The sequence below is a fragment of the Gilvibacter sp. CC01 genome (assembly GCF_055755295.1).
On record NZ_CM146909.1, the window covers coordinates 1,788,022 to 1,811,912 of the forward strand.

Annotated in this window: 20 protein-coding genes; 6 read left to right on the top strand and 14 right to left on the bottom strand. The window is 45.4% G+C overall.

From position 1 onward, the window contains the following. Window positions 1-9 precede the first annotated feature (9 nt). Window positions 10-708: an acetolactate decarboxylase gene (locus AC0J2F_RS08475; RefSeq protein WP_374957627.1), complete on the top strand. Its 699-nt coding sequence runs from the start codon at window positions 10-12 to the stop codon at window positions 706-708. Here the strand turns inward: AC0J2F_RS08475 and AC0J2F_RS08480 are convergent. The 5 genes from AC0J2F_RS08480 to AC0J2F_RS08500 all read right to left on the bottom strand — a co-directional run bounded on the left by AC0J2F_RS08480 (window position 651) and on the right by AC0J2F_RS08500 (window position 4,839). Next, window positions 651-1,262: a hypothetical protein gene (locus tag AC0J2F_RS08480; protein WP_374957628.1), complete on the bottom strand. Its 612-nt coding sequence runs from the start codon at window positions 1,260-1,262 to the stop codon at window positions 651-653. The two genes, AC0J2F_RS08475 and AC0J2F_RS08480, sit on opposite strands and share 58 nt — an antisense overlap. A 101-nt stretch (window positions 1,263-1,363) precedes the next feature. Further along, window positions 1,364-2,239: a sterol desaturase family protein gene (locus AC0J2F_RS08485; RefSeq protein ID WP_087523721.1), complete on the bottom strand. Its 876-nt coding sequence runs from the start codon at window positions 2,237-2,239 to the stop codon at window positions 1,364-1,366. Window position 2,240: 1 nt separating this feature from the next. Beyond that, window positions 2,241-3,095: a sulfurtransferase gene (locus AC0J2F_RS08490; protein WP_473007271.1), complete on the bottom strand. Its 855-nt coding sequence runs from the start codon at window positions 3,093-3,095 to the stop codon at window positions 2,241-2,243. 49 nt (window positions 3,096-3,144) lie between these two features. Then, entirely contained in the window at window positions 3,145-3,618 is a 474-nt protein-coding gene (locus AC0J2F_RS08495; RefSeq protein WP_473007272.1) for a monoheme cytochrome C, read from the bottom strand. Further along, window positions 3,619-4,839, bottom strand: coding sequence for a sulfite oxidase (locus tag AC0J2F_RS08500; protein WP_473007273.1), 1,221 nt, complete (start codon window positions 4,837-4,839; stop codon window positions 3,619-3,621). It lies immediately after the preceding gene. 207 nt (window positions 4,840-5,046) lie between these two features. On the opposite strand from AC0J2F_RS08500, the gene AC0J2F_RS08505 reads away from it, so the two are divergent. Continuing rightward, complete coding sequence (locus tag AC0J2F_RS08505; protein ID WP_473007275.1) at window positions 5,047-5,991, top strand: tryptophan 2,3-dioxygenase family protein; 945 nt, start codon at window positions 5,047-5,049, stop codon at window positions 5,989-5,991. A 504-nt stretch (window positions 5,992-6,495) separates the two neighbouring features. On the opposite strand, the gene fdhF is transcribed toward AC0J2F_RS08505, so the two are convergent. From fdhF to AC0J2F_RS08535, 6 genes are all read right to left on the bottom strand, one after another. After that, on the bottom strand, window positions 6,496-9,228 hold the full coding sequence (fdhF, locus tag AC0J2F_RS08510) for a formate dehydrogenase subunit alpha (RefSeq protein WP_473007276.1): 2,733 nt from the start codon (window positions 9,226-9,228) through the stop codon (window positions 6,496-6,498). A gap of 3 nt (window positions 9,229-9,231) precedes the next feature. Further along, window positions 9,232-10,884 carry an NADH-ubiquinone oxidoreductase-F iron-sulfur binding region domain-containing protein gene (locus AC0J2F_RS08515; RefSeq protein ID WP_473007277.1) on the bottom strand — a complete coding sequence of 551 codons (1,653 nt, stop codon included), beginning with the start codon at window positions 10,882-10,884 and terminating at the stop codon, window positions 9,232-9,234. A 3-nt stretch (window positions 10,885-10,887) separates the two neighbouring features. After that, a complete protein-coding gene (gene fdhD / locus AC0J2F_RS08520) occupies window positions 10,888-11,715 on the bottom strand; it encodes a formate dehydrogenase accessory sulfurtransferase FdhD (protein WP_473007278.1) in 828 nt (275 codons plus the stop codon). Between the two features lie 93 nt (window positions 11,716-11,808). Beyond that, window positions 11,809-13,476, bottom strand: a complete 1,668-nt coding sequence (locus AC0J2F_RS08525) for a formate--tetrahydrofolate ligase (protein WP_473007279.1) — start codon at window positions 13,474-13,476, stop codon at window positions 11,809-11,811. Between the two features lie 101 nt (window positions 13,477-13,577). Then, complete coding sequence (gene mobA / locus AC0J2F_RS08530; protein ID WP_473007280.1) at window positions 13,578-14,150, bottom strand: molybdenum cofactor guanylyltransferase; 573 nt, start codon at window positions 14,148-14,150, stop codon at window positions 13,578-13,580. Further along, window positions 14,151-14,489: a winged helix-turn-helix domain-containing protein gene (locus tag AC0J2F_RS08535; RefSeq protein WP_473007281.1), complete on the bottom strand. Its 339-nt coding sequence runs from the start codon at window positions 14,487-14,489 to the stop codon at window positions 14,151-14,153. It lies immediately after the preceding gene. A gap of 492 nt (window positions 14,490-14,981) precedes the next feature. Here AC0J2F_RS08535 and mscL point away from each other — a divergent pair, with 492 nt between their 5' ends. After that, entirely contained in the window at window positions 14,982-15,434 is a 453-nt protein-coding gene (mscL, locus tag AC0J2F_RS08540; RefSeq protein WP_374959374.1) for a large conductance mechanosensitive channel protein MscL, read from the top strand. Here the strand turns inward: mscL and AC0J2F_RS08545 are convergent. Further along, window positions 15,431-16,954 (bottom strand): sodium/proline symporter, encoded by a 1,524-nt coding sequence (locus tag AC0J2F_RS08545; protein WP_473007282.1) that lies wholly within the window; start codon window positions 16,952-16,954, stop codon window positions 15,431-15,433. The genes mscL and AC0J2F_RS08545 overlap by 4 nt on opposite strands. Window positions 16,955-17,158: 204 nt before the next feature. On the opposite strand from AC0J2F_RS08545, the gene AC0J2F_RS08550 reads away from it, so the two are divergent. After that, entirely contained in the window at window positions 17,159-19,228 is a 2,070-nt protein-coding gene (locus tag AC0J2F_RS08550) for a T9SS type A sorting domain-containing protein (RefSeq protein WP_473007283.1), read from the top strand. A gap of 49 nt (window positions 19,229-19,277) precedes the next feature. Here AC0J2F_RS08550 and AC0J2F_RS08555 read toward each other — a convergent pair whose 3' ends face one another. Both AC0J2F_RS08555 and AC0J2F_RS08560 read right to left on the bottom strand, forming a co-directional pair. Next, the gene (locus AC0J2F_RS08555) at window positions 19,278-19,994 is read right to left on the bottom strand and encodes a hypothetical protein (protein WP_473007284.1); all 717 of its coding nucleotides are present in this window, start codon (window positions 19,992-19,994) and stop codon (window positions 19,278-19,280) included. 5 nt (window positions 19,995-19,999) lie between these two features. After that, complete coding sequence (locus AC0J2F_RS08560) at window positions 20,000-20,956, bottom strand: NAD-dependent epimerase/dehydratase family protein (RefSeq protein ID WP_473007285.1); 957 nt, start codon at window positions 20,954-20,956, stop codon at window positions 20,000-20,002. Between the two features lie 159 nt (window positions 20,957-21,115). Here AC0J2F_RS08560 and AC0J2F_RS08565 point away from each other — a divergent pair, with 159 nt between their 5' ends. Then, window positions 21,116-21,697, top strand: a complete 582-nt coding sequence (locus tag AC0J2F_RS08565) for a hypothetical protein (RefSeq protein WP_473007286.1) — start codon at window positions 21,116-21,118, stop codon at window positions 21,695-21,697. An 81-nt stretch (window positions 21,698-21,778) separates the two neighbouring features. After that, window positions 21,779-23,842 (top strand): M13 family metallopeptidase, encoded by a 2,064-nt coding sequence (locus tag AC0J2F_RS08570; RefSeq protein ID WP_473007287.1) that lies wholly within the window; start codon window positions 21,779-21,781, stop codon window positions 23,840-23,842. Window positions 23,843-23,891 lie beyond the last annotated feature (49 nt).

The window sequence follows — 23,891 nt, forward strand, 5'->3', positions numbered from 1 at the left end:
TTTTGTCTAATGAGAATATTATTAGTCCTATCATTAACTCTGTTATTCGTTTCATGCGATAATTTCCGTAACTCGCCGTCTATTGAGGTTGTTGGTCAGATGCGTGATGTGATGTGGAAAGGGGATTTGTCAGGTAAAATTTCAACAGATTCTTTGAGCCGTCCCAATGCCTATGGATTAGGGCCGATTGAATATCTAAAAGGTGAGGTTTTATTATTTGAAGGTCAGACATTTATTTCAAAAGTCATCGACAGTGCAGTCCACCGGGTAGCCCCCGTCTCCGCAGTTAAGGCACCATTTTTTGTCTATTCAAAAGAGAGTAATTTAAATTCCATCTCTTTAGCTCCTTCAGAACTTTCGTTGAAATCTATCGAGGAATTAATTGACTCCCTTTATTTTGATTATGACAAGCCATTATTGATTAGGATTGATGGAGTTTTTAAAGATATTTCGGTCCATAGTGTTAATCTACCCGAAGGCAGATCTGTTTCTTCACCCGATCAGGCACATGAGGGCCTAACACAATTCAGCTATAAAAATATAAGTGGTTCAATTGTTGGATTCTTCTCACGAAAACACAAGGCGATTTTTACCCATCATGATAGTTTTTTTCACGCGCACTTCATCTCTGATGACCGTAGCGTAATGGGTCATGTTGATTCCGTTTTATTTAATTCAGACAATACTAATTTCAAGGTTTCGAAATAATCCTTTGTGCTGCAACTTTGAATAATAGGGGGAGCCATATTGGACTTCCCGCCAGAAATGGCGGGATTTTTTATTTCCAAAAATTGAAACCCACTGTGTTTACTTAGGATTGCAGCGATGAGTTCATCCGGGAAAGCGGTTCGATAACTGTTTTCCAAAAAAGTCAGATTTTCAGGAAATATCGAACCGGTTATTTTTCGCTTAATTTCAGCGTTAGAATTTTTATAGAGTTTGTCTACACCGTGAAGGAAGGAAATGCCTAGTTTCAGGTACTCTTCGATATCCTTTTTCATGTTTAGAATTTCCTTGCGCTCTGCTTTAAGTTCGGCAATTTCGGCTTCGATGTTTTGTTTCATTTTGTGGTAGGCGTTGGCGTCTACCTGATCATCTAAAAACTTTGCCTCTAAGGAACTCATTCGTCCGGCTTGGGGCTCTAGTTCTTTTTTGATGCGTTTCACGCGCAATTTGCGGCTTTTAGCCTCTCTACGTAAAGGTGCGGCAGCATTTTTGTGAACGCCGTGGCAAAGTCCAAGTACTGTTCCTCCTTTCTCCAAGCCCCTTTGAGGCTTTAATTTGTGAGGAACTGGATGCAGTTAGTTTTAAACAAGATCCATGTCAACTCAATTGATCAAATTTCAATGGTGAGCCTATCTATTTAAGACTTTTTCTTCCCAAATCCGTAGAGATTCTGCCCTACAAAATCCTGCGGGAACTTATCGTCGCCTTTAAAGCCAATGGTTATGGTTCCGCTGTCTTCTGGGATATAATTGGTTTTAAAGATATAGTCCCAAAGGCTCAAGCTAATACCATAGTTCACACCATTTTTACCTTCCGGAAGTGTATATGCATGGTGGTAAAGGTGCATGACCGGATTATTGAAGATATACTTGAGTGGCCCCCAAGTGATCTTGATGTTGGAGTGGTTAAAGTGACCTATCGCAATGGCGATAAAATGCACAATATATGCCTGCTCTGGTTCAAAGCCACCTAAGATCATTACCCCGAAGGTCTTTAGAGGTTTGTACAGTACATTTTCCATCCAGTGGTAGCGTAAATGCGCGGCAAAGCCCATTTCTTTTACACTGTGGTGTACCTTGTGAAAGTTCCAGAGGAATTTATAGCGATGCAAGAGTACGTGTGTAAACCACTGTACAAAATCCAAGATGATGAAAAAGATTAAAAGTTGCATCCAAGGAGCCCATCCGGAGAAATCAATAAGAGCCAAACTGCTGGCCGTGATATTCACCTCGGCAAATAACAAACTCAATACCTGATAGAACCCGGCGATCACTATAGAGAAAACAAAGAAGTTGAAATACATATAAAAGGCATCCAACCAGAAATCACGTCTAAAGATCTTTTGCTGTTTTCGCCAAGGAAAGGCGATCTCCAATAGCCAAACCACTAAAGAAATAGCGGTAAGTCCCCAAAAGAAATTCGTGTACCAAGGCACTTCAAAAATGATTGATTTCCAAGTCCAATCCGCAGTGCCAACTAAGGCGTTCCAAAAGGCTTCTAAATACTTTTCCATATCAATTTTGCAAAGTTATTAAACTGTCTTGAGTTATCGGTAAATGCGCTGCTGCACTCCAATCGATCCAAGACCCATCGAAATTTTTCACATTGGTATAACCCATAAGCTCTGTGAGCACAAAGGTCATATGCGCTGAGCGAACACCGCTGTGACAATAGACCACTATGGGGCTGTCTTTGTTTGTGTCGATCTGTTGAAACAAAGTTTGCAGCTCCTCCAGAGATTTGAATTTGTGATCTCCATCCAGATTCACGGTGATCACCCAATCCATATTAATGCTTTTTGGGATCCGCCCAGCTCGGGCAGCTCCTTTTTTAAGGCGTTTGCCACTAAATTCATCCGGAGATCTCGCATCTATGACCACGACCTCTTGCTCCAAGAGCTCAAAAAGTGTGTTGTGGTCCAAATACCGCTCTGGTTTTGGGTTTTTATAGGGCAATTTAAAGCTAGATTCTTGCAGATTTACTGCCGTGTTGCTCAAGCCTGCTTGCCAAGACTTCAGGCCACCGTTTAAAAGATATACTTTGTTGTATCCATACTGCTTCATCACCCACCAAAATCGGCTGGCATCGCAGTTGCCGTTATTGTCATAAACCACCAAGAACTTATCATTACCTATTCCAAGTTTAGACAGTCGGTCTTCTAACTGCGCTGCTGTGGCCATCATGCCTGCAGTTTGATGCTCGGAATTTTCTATATCCGAACGCCAAAGGTTAACCGCCCCGGGAATATGACCGCTTAAAAAAGCGTCTTTCTTTCTAAAATCTACAAGCTGAACTTGGCCCATTTCCAATAAGTCTGTAAGCTGCTCTACCTCAATAAGCTTGCGCTCTGGCAGAGAAATTTCTTCCACCAGCTGCTCCGATTTACAAGCGGTAAGCGCCAACAAAAACAACAAATATTTAGTCTTGGTCCAGTTCATACCATTCAATATCGGTTAGTGCCATCCGACGTCCTTTGGCTTTTGGCGGGTAGTTGGTCACCAAGTAATTCACAATGATCTCTTGTTGGTCTCCCAGATCCCAAAGGTTTTGGGTTTCTTGCATCCAGGCAATGGTGGTGTTCCACCGTTCTGCATTCATGCGGTTTTGTATGATGAGTTTGGCAGAATGGCAAGGGGTACAATTACTTATCACTGTATTAAGGCCTTCGGCATCAATTAGTCCGGTGCGTTGGTGGATTCCGTCTACGATGAGGTCCGGATCATCTTCTTCTACGGGAACTGCAACCCAGCCTTCCTCCTTGGATTCAAAGAGCCCCGGATTGTTCACATAGGCCACTACCAAGACCATGAATACTACGAATCCGGCCAAAAGGGCGGTAAGCGCTTTGTAAAGCTGCCCAACCTGTTCTCTAAATTCTTCCGGACTGTTCATCTAGGCTACTTTGATTGCTATTCGGTGGCAAGCATTGTTTAAATATCCCTTCGGATTCCAACCGGGCAAGACCATGGGTTGTGATACCCCTTGACTGTCAGTTGCACGGGCCCATACTTCGTAATATCCAACTTCTGGAAAGTCAATATTTGCGCTAAAATGTTGCCAGGCTAAGCGGTTGGCAGGTCGCTCTAGCGAACAGCTTTTCCAAGTACTCCCAAAGTCTATGGAGTATTCCATTTTGGTCACAGCGAGTTCTCCTGCCCAGGCATGACCTCTAATTTCTAGACTGTGGCCTTTTTGTATCACTGCTCCGGATTTTGGATAGGTAATTAGCGACTTTACAGGCATGGATTCTATGATACACATATCCTCGTCTGCCACTTTGGCTCCGGGAGCTACAGGTTTACAGGGAACCCGATAAGCCGTACCCGTCATCTTAGCGCCGTCGTGTACTTTATTTCTTATGCTGATGCGATTGACCCACTTACCAGAAACTGAGGCTGGCCAACCTCCCGCAACCAAGCGCAGAGGATATCCGTGCGCCAGGGGAATGTCTTCTCCGTTGAGCTTAAAGGCCAATAAGGTTTCGTCTTGCAATGCTTTGGCCATAGGGCAACCTCTAGAAATAGGTTCTTTTTTGGTGTCCCCGCTCAAGTGAATATCCGCAGCGTGATAGCCTATGTATACCGCATCACTAGCAATTCCAGCATCTTCTAGCACATCGCGCAAACGAACCCCCGTCCATTCCGCACAATGAACAGCGCCTACTGTCCATTGGTTTCCTTTTGCCGGCGGATCGAACTCACTGCGACCATTACCACCGCACTCTAAGGTGAGTTGATAGGTGTATTGCTTGAACTTAGATTTCAAGTCTGCTAGGGTATAGGTCTTCTGCGTTTTTACAGCTTCTCCATCTATGGTCAAGATCCAAGTTGAAGCATCGATATTCTGAGGAATTAGCCCGTTATTTCTAATGAACATGCTCGGGTTGGTCGTTACCTTTTCGTCTAAAAGATGGGCACGTGCCTCTATATTCCAAGGCTTGTCGTTGAGTACGACCATGTCCTTGTTCTTATTAAACATTTTAAAAGGGTCCGGGTCCTGTAAACCCAAAGGAGTATAGCCTTTAAGCATATTTGCTCCAAAGACGATCTCTGTTCCCAAGGCGGCTCCAAAGGCGCTCAAGGTTGCTTTTTGTATGAATGCTCTGCGTTTCAAACTCTTGTTTTGAATTACTTTAAGGAAATCAAATTACAACATTTGTGTTGATAGTTAAAGTAACCTAGGTTACTTAAGGCAAAGATGCGGGCCAAAAGTGGTACTATTTTAAATGGATGTATATTTGTTTGATTCGATTTGCGAGACAAATAGGGATGTGGAGCGAGTGGCAAATCGGACGCACTCATCAACAAAACTAAACACATTATGACCCGAGAAGAACTTGTGGCTGCCATTGTTGCCAAGTACGAGGCAGTAGGTCAAAATCCGGATGTACATTTGTCTGGCTTGCTTCATGCCGAATCTATCAATTATTGGGATTATATCCAGCTAGACGCGCTATTGGGTTTACAAATCAAGCGCACTCAGCAACCCGATGAGATGGTCTTTATCATGTATCATCAGATCAACGAATTACTTTTTAAGATGATCCTTTGGGAGGCCGATCAGATCTCCTTTACAGAAAACATAGACCCAGGAAAATTCACTATGCACCTGATGCGCATTAGTCGTTATTTCGATATGCTTTCTAACTCCTTCCATATTATGAGTGAGGGCATGGAATTAGAGCAATACATGAAATTTAGAGACACGCTCACGCCGGCAAGTGGATTTCAATCGGTACAGTATCGAAAAATTGAGATAGCCTCAACAGAGCTCATCAACCTAATTGATCACCGCCACCGCGAGACCATAGATAGAGAAACTCCTTATGAGCACGCCTTTAATCATATGTATTGGCAGGTTGCTGCTAAAGATCACAAGACCGGTAAGCCAACCATGCTGATGAAGAATTTTGAGGCGCGTTACAAGGACGAACTCATCGCTTGGATGCAGCGTTACAATGAAGTAAATCTCTGGACTAAATTCAAAAGCCTACCAGAGTCCCATCAGCAAGATATTGACCTTATAAATGCCATGCGTCATTACGATCACACGGTCAACATCAAATGGGTGATGCATCATTACAACACTGCCGCCCAGTATTTGGATTCTGGTAAAGGTAGCTCAGAAGCCACCGGAGGTAGCGATTGGCACAAGTATATGCACCCAAAATACCAAAGGCGAATCTTCTTCCCAGAGCTGTGGAGTCAAGAAGAGTTAGACCTTTGGGGGGTAACCAATTTGGAGGGTTATACCAGACTGAATTAGGCCTTTCCCGCATCATATCTACATCATTAACACCAATTTTCTTCAAGGTGTAAGAAGCTGTTTGTTAAGTTTTTATATTTAAGAAATTAGCAGGAGCAACTTGCCGTATTGTCAGAAAAATTCGGCGTTTTAAAAGAGGCGGTGCCGTCTGCAACCCCTAAGAGCAGTACCTTGAAGTTTAGAATTGCTCGCGCGCATAGTTTGGGAGGTCCGGCTTACACTGTCAACGCTTCAAGTGGACGCTATTTCAACCGACATTTATTGCGCAATCAATGTATTACCGGAGGAATTGATTTTGACAACGAAATTAGTTCTTTTAGGGTGTATCAAGGTGGGACGGTTGAATTCCACGAAGATCCAGATTACCTAGGCAAGCGCATCCGTGTACAAGCTGTAACTCAAGATGTCTACGTAGCAGATTTGGCCGATCTGAAAAAGAAATCCTTTACCATTTATGACGGAAGTTTTGATCCATTCTATATCTATAATCGTTGGGCGCTTTGTTTATTTGTCTTGCAACAGAGATTTAAATTTCCCTTTCGATTTTCTGATCCGTACGGCGACCACTTTGTATTCCGGGCACATGGCTTCAGAATCGTGCACGTCTCCGGTAATGTTGTTGATCATGATATCTGGAAAGTGAAAGGTGGTACTTAAGATTCCCGGTTTTACCTCGTCGGTAATGCGAGCCTTGACATCTACCCTACCTCTTGGAGATTCTATACAGACAAAATCGCCATCGTTAATCAAATGACTTTCGGCATCCGCAGGATTGATCATTAAATAATCGCTCTTTAATATCTGCTCGTTAGCTGTTCGCCTGGTCATCGCACCACAATTGTAGTGTTCCAATTCACGATTGGTGGTCAAAATATAGGGGAAGTCTTTCCCGTGCTGGGTGATCTCTTGGGTTTCTTCCCACGGATGGAATTCAAAATAGCCCAATCCGCGTTTAAACTCCTGTTCGTGTAAGATCTTGGTGTCCGTGCCATCTGGAGCAACAGGCCACTGCAGGCCGTTCTGACCCAAGCGTTCCCATTTGATCCCGGCAAAGAAAGGCACGATCTGCGAGATCTCTTCCAGCATGCCATCTGGCGTGTAATCGGGTTGGCTATATCCCATGCGGTTCATAATATCTACTATGATCTGCCCGTCTGGTTTGGTGCCCTCAATGGGTTTTACCACTTGACGCACCGCTTGCACACGACGTTCTCCGTTGGTAAAGGTTCCGCTCTTTTCTAAGAAAGAGGAGCCCGGCAAGATCACATCTGCTTGTTTGGCTGTTTCGGTCATAAAGAGTTCTTGCACAATGACAAGATCTGTTGCATTCAGCGCTTTGATCACCTTCTGTGTATTCGGATCGGTCTGTACCACATCTTCTCCAATGATCCAAATAGCTTTGAGTTTGCCTTCTATAGCAGCATCGAACATCTCTGGTATCTTATACCCAATATGTAGCGGCAGTTCTGAGCCGTAAAATTCGTTGTAGCGTTTGTTGATCTCCGGATTGGTCACGTCCAAATAACCGGCACCTTGGTGGGGTTGTACGCCCATGTCCGCACTTCCCTGTACGTTGTTTTGCCCGCGGAGCGGATTAACACCTACGCCTCGACGCCCGATATTTCCGGTAAGCATGGCCAGATCGGCAATTTGCATCACCGTAAAAGTCCCTTGCGAATGTTCGGTAACTCCTAGGCCGTGAAAAGACATGGCGTTGGGCGCAGTCGCATATGCAATTGCAGCCGCTTTTACCTGCTCTCTTGGCACCCCAGAAACGGCTTCTAGTTTGTCAATATCGATAGCCATAAGCTCTTTGATAAAGTCTTCATAGCCTTCGGTTCGGTTCTTAATAAAGCTTTCATCGACCAAGCCTTCATCAATGATATAGTACATCATCATATTAAGCACGGCTACGTTGGTTCCTGGCCTCAGCGCCAAGTGGTGGTCGGCATAACGCGCTATCTCTGTTCTACGCGGATCTATCACTATGGTCACATTATCTTGCTTCATGGCAAACTGCTTGAGCTTGGCTCCAGTTACCGGGTGGGCATCTGTCGGGTTGGCCCCAATAACCATAATGCAATTGGTGTATTTCAGATCTTCAATGGAATTGGTGGCAGCTCCGGTTCCAAAGGTGCGTTGCATTCCCAAAGCGGTAGGCGAGTGGCACACGCGGGCACAACCGTCAATATTGTTAGTTTGCAGCACTGCTCTAAAGAACTTCTGCATCAAGTAATTCTCCTCGTTGGTACAACGAGAAGAAGAAATCCCGGCCATACTGTCTGGCCCATAAGTGTTTTTATAGTGATTGAACTTATCGGTAATATAGGTGTAGGCTTCGTCCCAGCTTACTTTTTCAAATTCCCCATTGCGCTTGATCATCGGGGAGTCTAATCGCTCCGGATGGTCATAGAACTTAAAGGCAAATCGCCCTTTTAGACAGGTGTGTCCTTGATTTACCTCCGCATCATAAGGCGCAGTAATGCTTAAGATCTCTCCAGAGTTGGTAGCCACATCTAAATTACATCCCACCCCGCAATAGGTACAAACGGTACGGGTGGTTTCTGTGGCTTGTATTGCTTTAGATTGGAACACGTCCGAGATCGCTGAAGTAGGGCAGGCCTGCGAACAAGCACCGCAACTCACACAATCAGAATCCATAAAACTCTGATCTAAACCTTTAATGATATGAGCATCAAAACCACGCCCTGCCATGCTTAAAACAAACTCTCCCTGAACCTCGTCGCAGGCACGAACACAGCGGTAGCAGTTGATACACTTGCTAAAATCCGAAGTCATATACGGATGACTCAGATCCTTGGTCTTATGCAGATGATTGTCTCCAGCCGGATAACGCACATCGCGTATTCCAACTTGGGCAGCCACAGTTTGCAGCTCGCAATTCCCGTTAACCTCACAGGTCAAACAGTCCAAAGGATGATCGGTCAATACCAACTCAATGATATTCTTTCTCAGTTTCTGGACACTTGGGGTTGAGGTGTAAATGTATTGCCCTTCACTTACTGGGGTATGACAAGACGCCATGGTCTTTACCGGGCCACCTTCTTCTAAAGCGACCTCTACCGAGCAAACACGGCAGGCACCAAAAGGATCTAAATTCGGCGCATCGCAAAGTGTGGGGACCAGGTTATCGTCCTTATGCCTACGTACAAATGAAAGCATAGTTTCTCCAGGCTCAAAAGTGTAGGCGATATCGTTTATATAGGCTGTCTTCATAGCTTAACTGAAGTAATTTTTTAGTTCGTCATCAAAGTAGTGCACAATGTTGCGGATGGGCAGCGGGATACCACCCCCATGGGCACAAAGCGACCCTTGTTCCAAAGTGGTCAATAGGTCTTGAAAAAGTTCGCGGTCTATGGTCTCTCTGCCTTGAATGGCTTTGGAGGCTAATTCGTGGCCGCGTTTGGTACCCAAACGGCAAGGGAAGCACTTCCCGCAACTCTCGTAAGAGGCAAAATCGAAAAGATGCTCAATGTATTTGATCATGGGGTAGTCTTCTGGTATACTCACCACAGAAGCATGCCCCAATAGGAAACCATTTTCTTTAAAAGATTCGAAATCTAGGGTGAGCTCGCTGAGTTTTTCCACCGGAACAACACCACCCAAAGGCCCACCGATCTGCACAGCTTTCACTGCTTCTTTAAAACCGCCGCCTAAGTCTTCTATTACAGTTTTCATGGGTGTTCCCATAACAACCTCGTACATGCCAGGTTTGTTGAAGTAACTGTCTAGGCAAACCAGTTTGGTACCGGAAGAGTTTTCGGTTCCAATGGCTTTCCAAGCTTCGCCACCTTCAGAAATGATGTAGTGTAACGCCGCTAAGGTCTCCACATTGTTCACCACTGTTGGGCGGTTAAATAATCCGCGTTGGGCAGGATAGGGTGGACGCACGCGTACTTCTGGGCGTTGTCCTTCTATAGAATTGATCAGGGCTGTTTCCTCTCCACAGATATAAGAACCCTGCGCCTGAATGATCTTAAATTCAAAGTCGAATCCGGAGTTACCAATATTACTACCCACAAGGCCTCGATCTTTTAGAGCGTCGATGGCTTGTTGAACTATCTCTACAGCTTCCGGATATTCCGCACGGATGTAAAGAATACCGTGATTGGCTCCGGTCACATAACCGCTCACCAACATGCCAAAGAGCACCGAATGCGGCTGCTCTTCTAAAAGGTATCGGTCCGAGTAAGCCCCAGGATCGCCTTCATCTGCGTTGCAGATAATGAACTTTACCGAGCCTTCTGCATTGCGGCAAAACTCTAATTTGAGCCCCATAGGGAATCCGGCTCCACCTCGTCCGCGTACATTTGAGGTCTTTATTTCTTCTAACACATCCGCAGAATCTTGTCCTAAAACCGCTAACCAAGGCTCGTAATAGCTGTCTACATCCGTAAATGCTGCGGTCAATATTGGCTCGTGACTCGCCGCCACATTATAGCGGTCACTGTGATGTTCGTCCTCGCCTTTAATTATCTGTTCCAAGGCATCAATGGCTCCTCCGGAGTAATTATGACCCTTGTAATGAAAGGCAGCATTCTCATGACAACGACCCAAGCAGCACATATGCCCAATTTGGTCGTCGGTAAATTGCTTTTTAAGTTCTTTAATAACTCCAGGCTGAGTTCCCGCGCATTCGCAAGCCGTACCATTACAGACATAGACTTGTTTGCCCTTGTTTTCGGGTTTCAGAAAATCGTAAAAGGTGGCGGTGCCGTAGGTATTGGCTTTACCGATCAGGAATTCGTCGGCCAAAAGGGCCAAGGCCTCTTTGTCTGGAGTTCCGGCAGGCTGCGCCAAATTTCCCAGTTTGTCAAAGAGGTTGTCCTGCAGGCCTTTTCGACCTAAAAGTTCACTTAAATTTTCTGACATGAGTTAACTCGCTTTAATGTTGTTTTGTGGGTTGTTTTTTATACGCTGCGGATGCGAATAACAAGTTGCACGCCCGTCGCGGCAGAATCCCATAAGGGTTATGCCCAGCTCCTTTGCGTAGTCTACCGCCAAAGAAGAGGGTGCCGAAACGGCTGCCAAAAAAGGGATTCCGGCTTTAAATGCTTTTATACTGATCTCGTAAGAGATACGGCCGCTCACCGTCATGGCCTTGGCCGCTTTGAGCTGGCCTAGCTGCAATAAGTGTCCAACGACCTTATCTACGGCATTGTGCCGCCCGATATCCTCCGCAGCAACCAAAAGGTCCCCAGAAGCATCAAAGGCTGCGGCAGCATGGGTACCTCCGGATTGTTTAAAGTCAAACTGCTGCTGATTCATTTTAGAGAACATAGCGCTAAAGGCAGGGCCATCAAAAGTGATGGGTTCATCTAAGGTCTTGCCCAAAAAGCCTTGTTCTGAAAGCTCGGTCTTGCCGCAAATACCGCAAGAAGAAACAGACAAGAGCGAACGCGAATTCGAATAGCCGGCGCCCAACTTATCTTCTGGAATTTCCAGATCTACCACCGTTACTATTCCGTCCTCGTTTTCCTTGTGCAAAACGAGCTTTGGGTGAAAACCTGTATCGTTTATCACAGCCTCGCTGTGCAGCATGCCGCGTACAAGAGCTTTGTCATCACCAGGCGTGCGCATAGACAGGGTAAAAGGCTTGCCATTGATGTTGATCTGCAAAGCTTCTTCTACCGTCAATGCATCGACCACGCGCTCGGAGCGCTGGCTGTCAAATTTTTTGCCTTGATAGTTACGGGTTGCCATTTTTAATTATCTACTAAAACACAGTGAATCAAACCTTTACTAAATATACGTGTTTTTCGAAATTTGCTCGGGTGTATTACTTTCAATGGGATGTTAAAACAACCCGCTGATATTGCCTTCGTTGTCTATGTCTATATGCTCTGAGGCCGGATGCGCCGGTAGCCCAGGCATACGCATCATGTCTCCGGTAATAGGCACTAAGAATCCAGCGCCAGCGGCGATCTCGATCTCACGAACCGTTAGCGTGAAGCCACTTGGGCGTCCAATTTGTTTCGGATCGTCAGAGAGTGACTTTTGCGTTTTGGCAATACAGACCGGTAAGCCTTCTATGCCTAGATCGGCTATAGTACGCAGGTCCTTTTTGGCCTTGGCGGCGTATTCTACATCCGCAGCACCGTAGATCTTGGTAGCAATGGCTTTGATCTTATCCATAACCGGCATGTCCCAGCTGTACATAGGTGTAAAATTGGCCTCGTTCTCTTCTATGATATCTACCACTTGTTGGGCCAGATCCATAGCACCTTTACCGCCTTTGGCCCAAACTTCCGCCAGAGAAACACGGACATTCTTATTGGCCGCAAATTCTTTGATGCAAGCAATCTCTGCCTCGCTATCGGACACAAAACGGTTTATGGAGATAATGGGTGTAATGCCAAACTGCATTACGTTCTCCAAGTGTTTTTCTAGGTTGGGCAGCCCGTTTTTAAGGGCGTCAACGTTCTCTTCGGTCAGGTTTTTCAGATCGGCTCCGCCGTGATACTTCAGCGCGCGAATAGTCGTAGTAATTACCACAGCCTTAGGCGAAATTCCTGCGCTTTGACATTTGATGTCCAAGAACTTTTCCGCACCCAGATCGGCACCAAACCCAGCTTCTGTCACCGTATAATCTGCCAATGACATTCCCATTTTAGTGGCCAGTACCGAATTGGTTCCTTGTGCGATATTGGCAAAAGGTCCGCCGTGAATAATTGCCGGATTCCCTTCTATGGTTTGCACCAAATTAGGTTTTACTGCTTCTTTGAGCAGGGCCGCCATGGCACCTTGCACTTTTAAATCGCGAGCGTAGATGGGCTCCTTGGCAAAAGTGTAGCCCACAAAGATATTTCCCAAACGACGCTTGAGGTCTTCCATATCGTTGGCCAAACACAAGATCGCCATGATCTCTGATGCCGCTGTAATATCAAAACCGGTCTCGCGCGGAACACCAGAGGTAGGTCCGCCTAAACCGATCACTATGTTGCGCAGGGAACGGTCGTTCATGTCCATAACTCGCTTCCAAACCACAGTTCGGGCATCGATACCCAAAGAGTTGGTCTTGCTTTGAATATTGTTGTCTATCACCGCTGCCAAAAGGTTGTGCGCCTTTTCTATGGCGGCAAAATCGCCCGTAAAATGCAGGTTGATGTCTTCCATAGGGAGCACTTGCGAATATCCACCTCCGGTGGCTCCACCTTTGATCCCAAATACAGGGCCTAAACTCGGTTCGCGCAGCACTACTATGGCTTTTTTGCCAATTTGGTGCAGGCCTTCTGAAAGTCCAATAGACATGGTGGTCTTACCTTCTCCTGCTGGCGTAGGCGAGATAGCGGTCACCAAGATCAGCTTGCTTTGCGCTGCTTTGTCGGGGTTTATAATGCTGTGTGGCAGTTTGGCTTTGTGCTTGCCGTAGAGTTCAATGTCGTCGGGACTCAGGCCCAACTTTCCAGCAATGTCGCTAATGTGTTGTAGCGTACATTGCTTGGCAATGTCAAGATCGGTCATGTGCTGTTTAGTTAGTTCAGATACTACAAGTTTGGGGAACGATTCCACCCTTGTAGATTATGAAGATAGCAAATTTTTATATGCAAATACCTCAACTTCCGCTAGGAGTAAAGCTTCAGTAGTGCTTGGTAGTCTTCTGGGGTATTGATATTGAGGAGTTTTTTAGCCTGCGGCGGATGGAATTCTACCTGTTTGGGCTTGCAGTTTTGCACGGCAGGTTGCAGCTTTAAATGTCCGCTATCTATGGCTTTTTTAAAACTTTCTGCACAGTCTTTGTGGTAACAACCTATCAATGGATGGGCGTCTTTTTCGGTTATGGCATGCACCACTTTTTGCTGTGGATCTAAGGCTTCAATAAGCGTTTCAATAATAGCTGCATCTACCAACGGAGCATCACAACTTAGCACCAGATTCCAGTTGGTGCTGGTATGAATCAGCCCAGAATACAAGCCCCCTAAAGCTCCAGAATCTGGAACAATATCGGCAATTACGTCTAGGCCAAGTTCGGTATAGGCCGGTTTGCTTCCGCAGAGAAAAATCTTATCGCAAAAAGGCGACATGCTTTGGGCCAAATGCTCAATAAAGCTGTGCTCTCCGAGTTTAAGCAGGCCCTTGTCTGCCCCCATGCGTTTGCTGTGTCCGCCACAGAGTATTATGCCATTCAGGTTTTTCATTTAGTGCTGCGGAAGTTTGGTGGCGAGCTTCTCAAAGAGTGCCTCGCATTGGCTGCGGATCTCGTTAAAGGCTGTTATCATTTGCTGGCCAGCGTCTGTAAGCTGAGCGCCCCCACCGTCTTTTCCACCTACGGCGGTTATGACCAATGGCGTGCTTGCTGCGGAGTTCATCTCGTCCAATAAACGCCAGGCCTTTTTATAAGACATGGAGATGCTTTTAGCTGCCGCAGAAAGCGACCCTTTTTCTGCTATAGCGGTTAAGAGTTGCACTCGGCCTTGCCCCAAAAGGGTTTGCCCGTCTTTTTCTATCCAAATGCGGGATTTAATTTCTAAGCTCATGTTTTAAAGGTCGGGAATTCTGCTCATTTGGAGTAAAGATTTGTAAAAAGTATAATACGGACATCGAGTGATGACATATAATTGGCTTGCTGCTTCGCAGGTGCTTCACTCAAACATCCACTGGATGTTTGGTTTCTTTGAAACATCGTTCTGCAAAGTATCGAGATGTCATTTAAGAGATTGCCTTCCGCTTACGCGGCTGCTTCGTTCAAAAGCCCACTGGGCTTTTGGTTTTTTCAAAACATCACTTCGCAATTTGTCAAGCAAAAAGTGGCAAGAAAAAGGGCAATGGTAAAAAGGACATATAAAAAGGCAAGAAAAAGGACAATGCTAAAAAGGACATATAGAAAAAGTCAAGAAAAAAGTATCAAGAAAAAAAGAAATAAAGAAAAGGTCAAAGGTCCATACCGTGAAAACCGAATACACTTTGTGAGCAGACCAAATGTGGTTTATATCTTTACCTGGCGTAATCAAACTAAGCATCAAAGAATAATGAGAAAATTATTTTCAGAATTCAAAGAATTCGCTGTAAAAGGCAATATGATAGACATCGCCATAGGGGTGATCATAGGAACAGCCTTTAACAAAGTAGTAGACGTATTGGTTAAAGAAGTCTTTCTACCGCCACTTTCTTTTTTAACCGACGGAGTCAACTGGACCAACAAAAAATGGGTGATCCGCGAGGCGGTCACCGCAGACGGCGTGACCTATCCAGAGGAGATCGCTATTGGCTACGGCAAATTCATAGAAGCTTCGGTAGATTTCCTGATCATAGGCTTTACAGTCTTTTTGGTGGTGAAGGTGATGAACCGCATCCGCAATAAATCCGAAGACCCAAAGGATCAAACAGAAGTGACGCCAAAAGACATTCAGCTCTTAGATGCCATGGTTCAGAAAATGGACAAGCAGATCAGCCTGCTAGAAAAGATGGCCAAAAAAGATTAAGCCTTATTGGGCTTAAGCAGTTTGGTGCTCAGCAGCGCTACTGTCAAAGCCACTACAAAGGTCATGATGCGTGAAGAGATCACTGCATCCAAGCCGGAACCTATCCAAAACAAGGTGAAAAATAGGCCAGCAATCATAGTAGCCAAGGCAGCTTTGCCGTGATAGGATTTGTAGAACAGGGTGAGTAGGATCACCACCGAAAAGGTAGACCCAATTCCCGCCCAAACATAGCCGACTATACTGTAAATAAGGTCGCTGGGTGTCACAAAAGCGATCAATAAAGCAATTACAGAAAGCGCTGCGGTAATGGCTCTGGATTGCAGTAGCGATTTTGCTTCGGATTTATTTTTAGAAAGCGGTTTGATGAGGTTCTCTGAGAGTTCTGTGGCAGAGAGGATCAACAGCGAGTTGGCCGTGGAGATGATAGCTGCTAAGACACCAGTAATGAGAATTCCCGATACCACTGGCGGGAATATGGTAGTTAACACCCGAGGCATAACCGTCTCTTGATCTGCCAAACCTTCGGGGCCAAAAATGGCAATGCCCAACCAACCGATATAAAGGGCTCCTGTGTAAGCGATAACCGTCCAAATAACGCCTATGTTGCGGGCAATTTTAGCTTCTTTTTCAGAACGGATCGCCATAAAACGCATGCTCAGTTGCGGTTGTCCGCCCAAGTAGCCAAAGAACCAGCTAAAGGCCACAGCGATCATAATACCGCTGCCTAAACCGGCTACCATGTCTGGGGCGTTGGGGAACCAATCCATTAAGACCTTGCCCAAAGCACTATCTGGATTCGCCACGGCGCCGCCCATCATGGTGCTGTATTCGGCGCCGGCTTTTTCTAAAGCCTCGCCTACGGAATGTGCATAGTTCACATCCGCAGTAAAACCCTTTAAATACAAATAACCAGCTATTGGGGTTATGATCAGGGTCACGATCATGAGTACAGATTGGATCACATCGGTATAGGTCACCGAACGGAATCCGCCGTAAATAGTATAAGGAACTACCAGCAAGACCACCAAAAGCATGGCCCAACTGCGGTCTATTTCAAAAAGGGTATTGAGCGTTTTTCCACCGCCTAAGAACTGCGCGCCTACGTAGAAAAAGAAAAAGAAAACTATGGTCGCACTTCCCACCAAACGGATCCATTTGGCGGCATCGCCATGGCGTTTAGCAATGTAACCCGTAAAGGTGTCTGCCTGGTATTTATCTGCCTCTTTTTGCAAGCGTTTGGCAATGACCACCCAGGCCACTATGATCCCAACCACACAACCAATGGCCGTCCATACTTCCATAAGTCCAGTGGCATAAGCAGCTCCTGGCAAGCCCAATAGTGCCCAAGAGGATTCTCCCGTAGCTCTTTCTGACAAGGCAGCCACCCAACCCGGTAGTTTTCTGCCCGCAATTGCAAAGTCACTGGCCGTTTTAACCTTTCGACCTTGATACAAGCCCCAGCCAATTAGCAGGAGCATATACACGATCATGACTACAAGAATAATGGTGGTGTTTTCCATAAGGGTGGTTTGCTCTGGATGAAGTTAGACAATTTAAAATTACTTGTAAAGCGCTCATAATTAAGGAAAATCTTACTTGATCATTCGATTTTAAGAAGTCCCCTCCCTTTTTTAAGCATTGAAGCGATTAGAAAGATACCCCAAGTAAAAGAAGCTTTCTTTTTCGCTACCTTTAGGTAAATCAACAATATTTAAAAAAGATCAATGAAAAAATTCTACCTATCGCTGTTTGCGGTGCTTGTAGCCTGTGCTACTGTATTGGCAACAGATTCGTCAGCCCCAATTGATGAGAACTGTGCTCCAGATGAGATTAATCTGGGAGGTACGGTCATTTCAGCACACAGTTTATATGCGGTTGCCGCTTTCGACGGTACAGACAATGTAGCTCGTTTCAGCTATTTCCCAGAGACAGATATGCTGAATTACGATGCTTCTACGCTCGTTACAACAGGATTTGGAACCAACTATGGTTTAGACTACAATCCGGCGGATGGCTTGGTGTATTACTTTGCAAACGATGCAGGAAATCGCAACATGTATTCCTTAGACGTAGGTTCAGGTGCAACCAGTTTTATCGCTACGGTAACTTCTTCAACAGGAGCTACAAACGCAAATGCAATGGCTTTCGATTCTGATGGAACACTTTATGTGGCTTTTGGATCTGGTGAGATCAATACTGTAGATCTTGGCAGTGGAGTTGGGACCGCTCTAGGAACATTACCCGGTGGTGGCGGTGCTGGTATGACCTATGATTTTGATAACGATCGATTAATTTATGCCAACGGTACTGGCCCGATCGATGTATACGAAATAGACAAGAATACCGGAGTAAGTACTTTGCTTTTTCAGTTTGCTGGTGTTCCGGGAGCATCAGGTAGCTGTACTGCTCAAGCCATAGAGTATGTAGGTAATGGCAAATGTATTTCATCTTCAACCTTTGGATGTGGGATTATTTACACCATTGACCTAAACACAGAGGCCGTAGAAAGTCTTGCCGACCCTAACCCATTCAATACTTCTATAAAAGACTTGATGTATGTGAATGTGTCTACCGCTTCAGGTCCTGAATGTAATGACGCTACCGTTGAGGTGCAATCAGATCTTTCTATTCCTTTCAATGGCGGTACTGTGACCAACGCGATAAACAATCTTTACGCCATCGATCTGAACGCCACTGGCGGGATAAATGACGTACACCTATACAACTACGATCCGCTTACGGACGATATCAGTGTTAAGACCCCAGTGGTTACTAGTACAGGTACAGACCAATTCTTTGCCATGGATTATCATCCGATAGAGAATCAGGTCTATATTTTACAGAACAACGCAGGCGCTCGCTCGCTCTTCACCTTTGATCTGGACACCGGCGCTACAACATTAATTGACGCTATGGTTTCGCCACTTGGAGATGTTCAGGCGCAAGACATGACCTTTGGAAGTGATGGGGCGCTTTATGTGACTTTCCAATCTGGAGAGATCGGCTTGTACGACTTAAGCACAGGAACTATGAATGCCTTTGCCGATGTGGGTACAGCTGGAACTGCCGGAGGTGTTGGTTTAACCTACGATTTTGAGAACAGCAGGCTACTGCACGCTAGCGGAACAGCCAATATAGACGTAAATGCCATTTCTCTGGCCGATGGATCTGTGAGTTTTGTGGTTTCCTTTACAGTACCAGATGGTGGCTGTGGCGGAACTTCTCAAGGGATCGAATATGTAGGAGATAATAAAGTAGTTAGCTCCACTACTTTTGGCTGTGATACGGTCTATACTGTAGACTTAGACACGGGTGTTGCTGTAGCAATTCGAAACCCTGCTGCAGACGATGGTTTCGACGTTCGTATCAAAGACCTTATGTACATTGGAATGGATGTGAGTTTATCTCCGGCTGCCTTTGTTTGCGATGATATTGGAGTGAACACTGTAGATGTTACCATCACCGATTACGCCGGTAATGTTTACAACTGTACTGCTACAGTGACCATTGAAGATCCTAACAATTTCTGCGGACTTTCTGTAGACGAGTTCGATTCTGCTCAGGTAGTAATGTATCCAAACCCGGCAGGAGACCAGCTGCAGATCCAATGGAATGCAAATGAGCCTCTAGAAGCTATAACCATCTTTGATATTACAGGAAAACAAGTCCTTAACCTTGAGCTAAGCCAACAAACTGGTTTAAGTGTGGACGTTTCTGAACTGGCTACTGGTCTTTACTTGGTGAAATTCCAAAGCAGTGCAGGTACTGCTGTACAGCGTTTGATAAAGCAATAGATTCAATAGCCATAGATACAGATAAGGCTCCATTATTTGGAGCCTTTTTTTATTCTTCGGAATCTAAATATTCGTAGATAAATTCTCCGCGCAGGTATTGCACATTACGTATACTGTCTGTGCGGTAACTCATGCGTTTGGCGTTTAAAGATAGGCCGGTCTTTTCTTCGTAAACATCATTGCGGATGTAGCTATAACTGCCATTATGTAAAACCAAAGCAGCTTCTAAACGATAGTTGTCTTGGTTAAAGTAGTATTTCCACTTGGTCCCCTCGGAGCCATCTTCTTCTGTATAGGACAACCCTATCACATAAACCGCCTGACCGTCTTCTAAAACCTCGTCCGGATGCCTTTTAAGCAGCTCAGCGTCTGCCAAAAGCTTATATGGCTGGCAGAGGGTATAGGGAGCAGTGCGTAAACTCTCCTTATAACGGATACTATCTGCAGCAGTAAGGTCAAAGTTGGCTTTGATACCTCCGGTGGAATCCAACTTAAAGGCTTTTAATTGGGCGCCATCTAACCAGCGCATACTGGCTGGCAAGTCCTTGTATAAAGGATGGGTGTAAACAATATTCGATTCAGATTCCAGATTGCCATCTGCTCCGTAAAGTCTAGTAGTTTTAAGATAGCTTAGTTTATCTGTGGCTTCCCAGGCCGCTATGCCGCCGTGGTATTCCATACTCTTTAAGACTATGTTTTCTGCGGATTCATCAGCGCAGGAGATGCAGCCTACTAGTAAAACCAAAATCCATCCAAAAACCTTCATGAGTATTATTTAGCGTAGACCGGCCCCAGTTCGCGCAGCATGATCTCTGTGATTTCTTCTATCCCGAATTTGTGTTCCCAGCCCCAATCGTTGCGCGCATCTGAATCGTCTATGGAGTTTGGCCAAGAATCGGCGATCTCTTGTCTAAAATCGGGATCGTAAGAGATCTGGAAATCTGGGCGGTGTTTTTTTATCTCGGCTGCTAATTGCTCCGGAGTAAAACTAAGCGCAGCTAAATTATAAGAACTGTGAACTTTGATCTGTGACCTCGGCACATTCATAATGGCAATTGTTGCACGAATGGCATCTTCTATATACATCATAGGTAGTTCGGACTGTGCATTCAAGAACGAAACATAGCAGTCGTGTTTGAGCGCCTTGTGAAATATGTCTACCGCATAATCGGTGGTTCCGCCTCCGGGAGCCGTTTTATAACTAATAAGCCCCGGATAACGGATACTGCGTACATCAACTCCGAATTTGCGGTGGTAATACTCGCACCATCGCTCGCCGGCAAGCTTGCTAATTCCATAGACCGTGCTGGGTTCCATCACAGTTTGTTGCGGGGTGTTGTCTTTGGGTGTTGATTCCCCAAAAACCGCAATACTAGAAGGCCAAAACACTTTTTCGATCTTACCGTCTTTGGCCAGATCCAAAACATTGAATAGGGAGGTCATGTTGAGTTGCCAGGCCTTTTCTGGGAACTTTTCGCCAGTGGCAGATAGCATGGCTGCCAAAAGATAGATCTCGGTGATCTCGTATTGGATCACTACGTCTTCTATCTGGCTGTAATCGGTAGCGTCTATTACCTCAAAAGGCCCTTGGGCCATCATCTCATCGTCCGCTTCTTTAATATCGCTAACTATGACTTTTTTTGCGCCGTATTGCGCGCGTAGATGGGCAACGAGTTCGGTTCCCAATTGTCCGCAGCCACCCAGGACAAGGATACGTGATTTTAACATACTCGGTTTAAACTAAGGAAGTATTTATTTGGTTGTACAACCCCAAATAAGGAAGCTGCAAAGCAAATATAAGCAGAATAATACTCTCCCATCGTTGAGAGGCATTTATGTTTTTTTCAACATATTTGGGCGGACTAATTGGTTATATTTGCGGGGAATATGCAGCGCAATCTCTACATTTTGGTCGGTTTGATGGGTTTTACCCTGCTCTGGGCGTGCGATTCTCAAAAAGGACAACAACAAGAAGAAGACACGACCAAACAAGACAGTACTTACTTTTATGGCACGGCTAGTGTGAAATTGCCGCGGATCAACTCCGCAGCAATTGCGATTGTAAACGACTGGTCTATTTTCGATGACTTTGAAAACGAACTTGTGGCCATGAACACACTTTCTTTATCGGAGATCAGATCGCGTTCCGAGCGTTTGGTGAGTTTTTCTGATTCGCTGGCCAATACGGTACCCGATACCTTGTCTGAGCAGAGTGTGATCTCTCGGATCAACGTTTTGCAAACGCGTGTAAAACTGCTGGATCAAGCAATCAATAGCGAAAGGCCAAAATCCGAAGCAATTAGTACCTGCTTTGACGAACTCAATACCTCATTGGCCAATTTGAAAGTGCGTATTAACGAGAAACTGCTAAAAGATCGCATTGATCTAGACAGAAAGGAAAGTGAAGAAGAGGAGCGCAAAAAACAAAAAGCGATCCTTGATTCTATCATTGCGGCCGAAAACCAGTGATAAACGTTAAAGCGTGTAACGTTTTGCGCTGAAAACGGTCTTATATCCACAAACTAAGAACAAATCAATAAATCAACTTCTATGAAGCGTATGTATTTGCTAGCCACTGTAGGTGCTTTTGCGAGCATTCTCTTGGTTAGTTCGTGTAAAAACGAAAACGATATGGCTCAAAAGGATGATGGCCCACACGGGATCATTCTGGCCAATATGGACACCACGGTGTCTCCTAAAAATGACTTTTACAATTATGTGAATGGAACTTGGCTCAAAGAGACCGAGATTCCAGGAGACCGCTCTACTTGGGGCGGATTCAGCGTATTGCGTAAATCTACTGATGCCGATGTATTGGAACTTATTGCAGCGGCAAAAGAAAGTGGAAAATACAGCCCAGAGACCGATCAGGCAAAAGCGATCTTTCTCTTTGAATCCAAGCTGGACACTGTAGCTCGTGACGCTGCCGGGATAACTCCGCTGCAACCTGCCTTAGACGAGATAAGCAGCATTACCAACTTAGACGAATTACAAACTGTATTGGCAACTAATCCTGCAGTAAGTGCTCCTTTCTTGGCCATGCAGGCCTTTGGAGATTTCAACGATTCTTCTATGAACACTTTCTACGTGAGTCCAGCAGGAACAGGATTGCCAGACCGCGATTACTACCTTTTACAAGATGAGAAATCTAAAGAGATCCGAGAAGAGTACAAGAAGTTCATCACTAAAATGCTCCAGTATGTAGGAGATGATGAAGCTACTGCTGCAGCCGCTGCAGAGAAGATCTTGGCCATGGAGACTCAATTGGAGGAGCCTCGTTTAGACAAAGTAGAAAGCCGCGATGTTCGCAAGTTGAACAACCCGCGCACTTTTGCCGAGCTACAAGCCATGTTGCCGTCTGTAAATATGGACAAGCTTATGGCAGACATGGAAGTGCCTGTTAAGATCGAAGAACTAATTGTTCTAGATCTTGATTATATGACTGCTTTAGAAGATTTCATGAAGAACACACCAATTGAAGACATCAAGACTTTAGTTAAGTGGACTACCTTGAACAACGCAGCCAATATGCTTACTACCCAGATCGAATACACCAACTGGGAGTTCTATTCCAAGTATTTGAGAGATACCAAAAAACAGCGCGATCCTAAAGAACGTGCTTTGGCTACCGTAAACAACAATGTTGGAGAGGCGCTGGGTAAACTTTATGTAGACGCTAAGTTCCCGCCAGAGGCTAAAGCTAAGGCAGAAGAGATGATCGCCAATGTGATCGCTGCTTACAAGCAACGTGTGAACAATCTGGAATGGATGAGCGACAGCACTAAGATCAAAGCGATAGAAAAACTAGATAAGTTTACCGTGAAGATCGGTTACCCAGACGAGTGGGAAGACTATTCTGAATTGGAGATCAAAGAAGACAACGGATATTTTGCCAATATGCTCGCTGTTAGCGACTGGGCGGCTAAAAAGAACCTGGCCGATATTTACCAACCGGTAGATCGCAGTGAGTGGGGGATGGCGCCGCAGATCGTGAACGCTTATTTTAATCCGCTGAACAACGAGATCGTATTCCCGGCTGCAATTTTGCAACCGCCTTTCTACGACTATTTGGCCGATGATGCCGTAAACTACGGAGGTATCGGAGCGGTTATCGGACATGAGATATCTCACGCCTTTGACGATTCTGGAGCGCGTTTTGACGGAGACGGTAACGCAGTCAACTGGTGGACCGAAGCCGACTTGGAACAATTTACTGCTCGCGGAAAGGCCTTGGCAGATCAGTACAGCAAGATCGAGGTGGTAGATTCCGTATATATCAACGGAGCCTTCACACTTGGAGAAAACATCGGTGACCTTGGCGGTGTACTTGGCGCTTATGACGGCCTGCAAATGTATTTTGAGAAGAACGGACGTCCGGAGAACATCGATGGATTCACTCCGGAACAACGCTTCTTTATGTCATGGGCTACTGTATGGCGCACTTTGGCAAAGGACGAAGCTTTGCGTACTCAGGTGCTAACAGACCCACATTCTCCTGGGCGTTACAGAGCTACTCAACCACTATTGAATATTGATGCTTTCTATGAGGCTTTTGATATCAAAGAAGGTGACGGCATGTGGCTTGCACCAGAAGATCGCGTGCGCATCTGGTAATTGCCAAACGACTTAAAACAAGAAGGCCTTCCGTTTTGGGAAGGCCTTT

Coding starts and splice junctions, on each gene's coding strand:
- AC0J2F_RS08475 (WP_374957627.1), top strand. CDS start 10: ATGAGAATATTATTAGTCCTATCATTAACTCTGTTATTCGTTTCATGC.
- AC0J2F_RS08485 (WP_087523721.1), bottom strand. CDS start 2,239: ATGGAAAAGTATTTAGAAGCCTTTTGGAACGCCTTAGTTGGCACTGCG.
- AC0J2F_RS08495 (WP_473007272.1), bottom strand. CDS start 3,618: ATGAACAGTCCGGAAGAATTTAGAGAACAGGTTGGGCAGCTTTACAAA.
- AC0J2F_RS08505 (WP_473007275.1), top strand. CDS start 5,047: ATGACCCGAGAAGAACTTGTGGCTGCCATTGTTGCCAAGTACGAGGCA.
- fdhF (WP_473007276.1), bottom strand. CDS start 9,228: ATGAAGACAGCCTATATAAACGATATCGCCTACACTTTTGAGCCTGGA.
- AC0J2F_RS08515 (WP_473007277.1), bottom strand. CDS start 10,884: ATGTCAGAAAATTTAAGTGAACTTTTAGGTCGAAAAGGCCTGCAGGAC.
- fdhD (WP_473007278.1), bottom strand. CDS start 11,715: ATGGCAACCCGTAACTATCAAGGCAAAAAATTTGACAGCCAGCGCTCC.
- AC0J2F_RS08525 (WP_473007279.1), bottom strand. CDS start 13,476: ATGACCGATCTTGACATTGCCAAGCAATGTACGCTACAACACATTAGC.
- mobA (WP_473007280.1), bottom strand. CDS start 14,150: ATGAAAAACCTGAATGGCATAATACTCTGTGGCGGACACAGCAAACGC.
- AC0J2F_RS08535 (WP_473007281.1), bottom strand. CDS start 14,489: ATGAGCTTAGAAATTAAATCCCGCATTTGGATAGAAAAAGACGGGCAA.
- mscL (WP_374959374.1), top strand. CDS start 14,982: ATGAGAAAATTATTTTCAGAATTCAAAGAATTCGCTGTAAAAGGCAAT.
- AC0J2F_RS08545 (WP_473007282.1), bottom strand. CDS start 16,954: ATGGAAAACACCACCATTATTCTTGTAGTCATGATCGTGTATATGCTC.
- AC0J2F_RS08550 (WP_473007283.1), top strand. CDS start 17,159: ATGAAAAAATTCTACCTATCGCTGTTTGCGGTGCTTGTAGCCTGTGCT.
- AC0J2F_RS08555 (WP_473007284.1), bottom strand. CDS start 19,994: ATGAAGGTTTTTGGATGGATTTTGGTTTTACTAGTAGGCTGCATCTCC.
- AC0J2F_RS08560 (WP_473007285.1), bottom strand. CDS start 20,956: ATGTTAAAATCACGTATCCTTGTCCTGGGTGGCTGCGGACAATTGGGA.
- AC0J2F_RS08565 (WP_473007286.1), top strand. CDS start 21,116: ATGCAGCGCAATCTCTACATTTTGGTCGGTTTGATGGGTTTTACCCTG.
- AC0J2F_RS08570 (WP_473007287.1), top strand. CDS start 21,779: ATGAAGCGTATGTATTTGCTAGCCACTGTAGGTGCTTTTGCGAGCATT.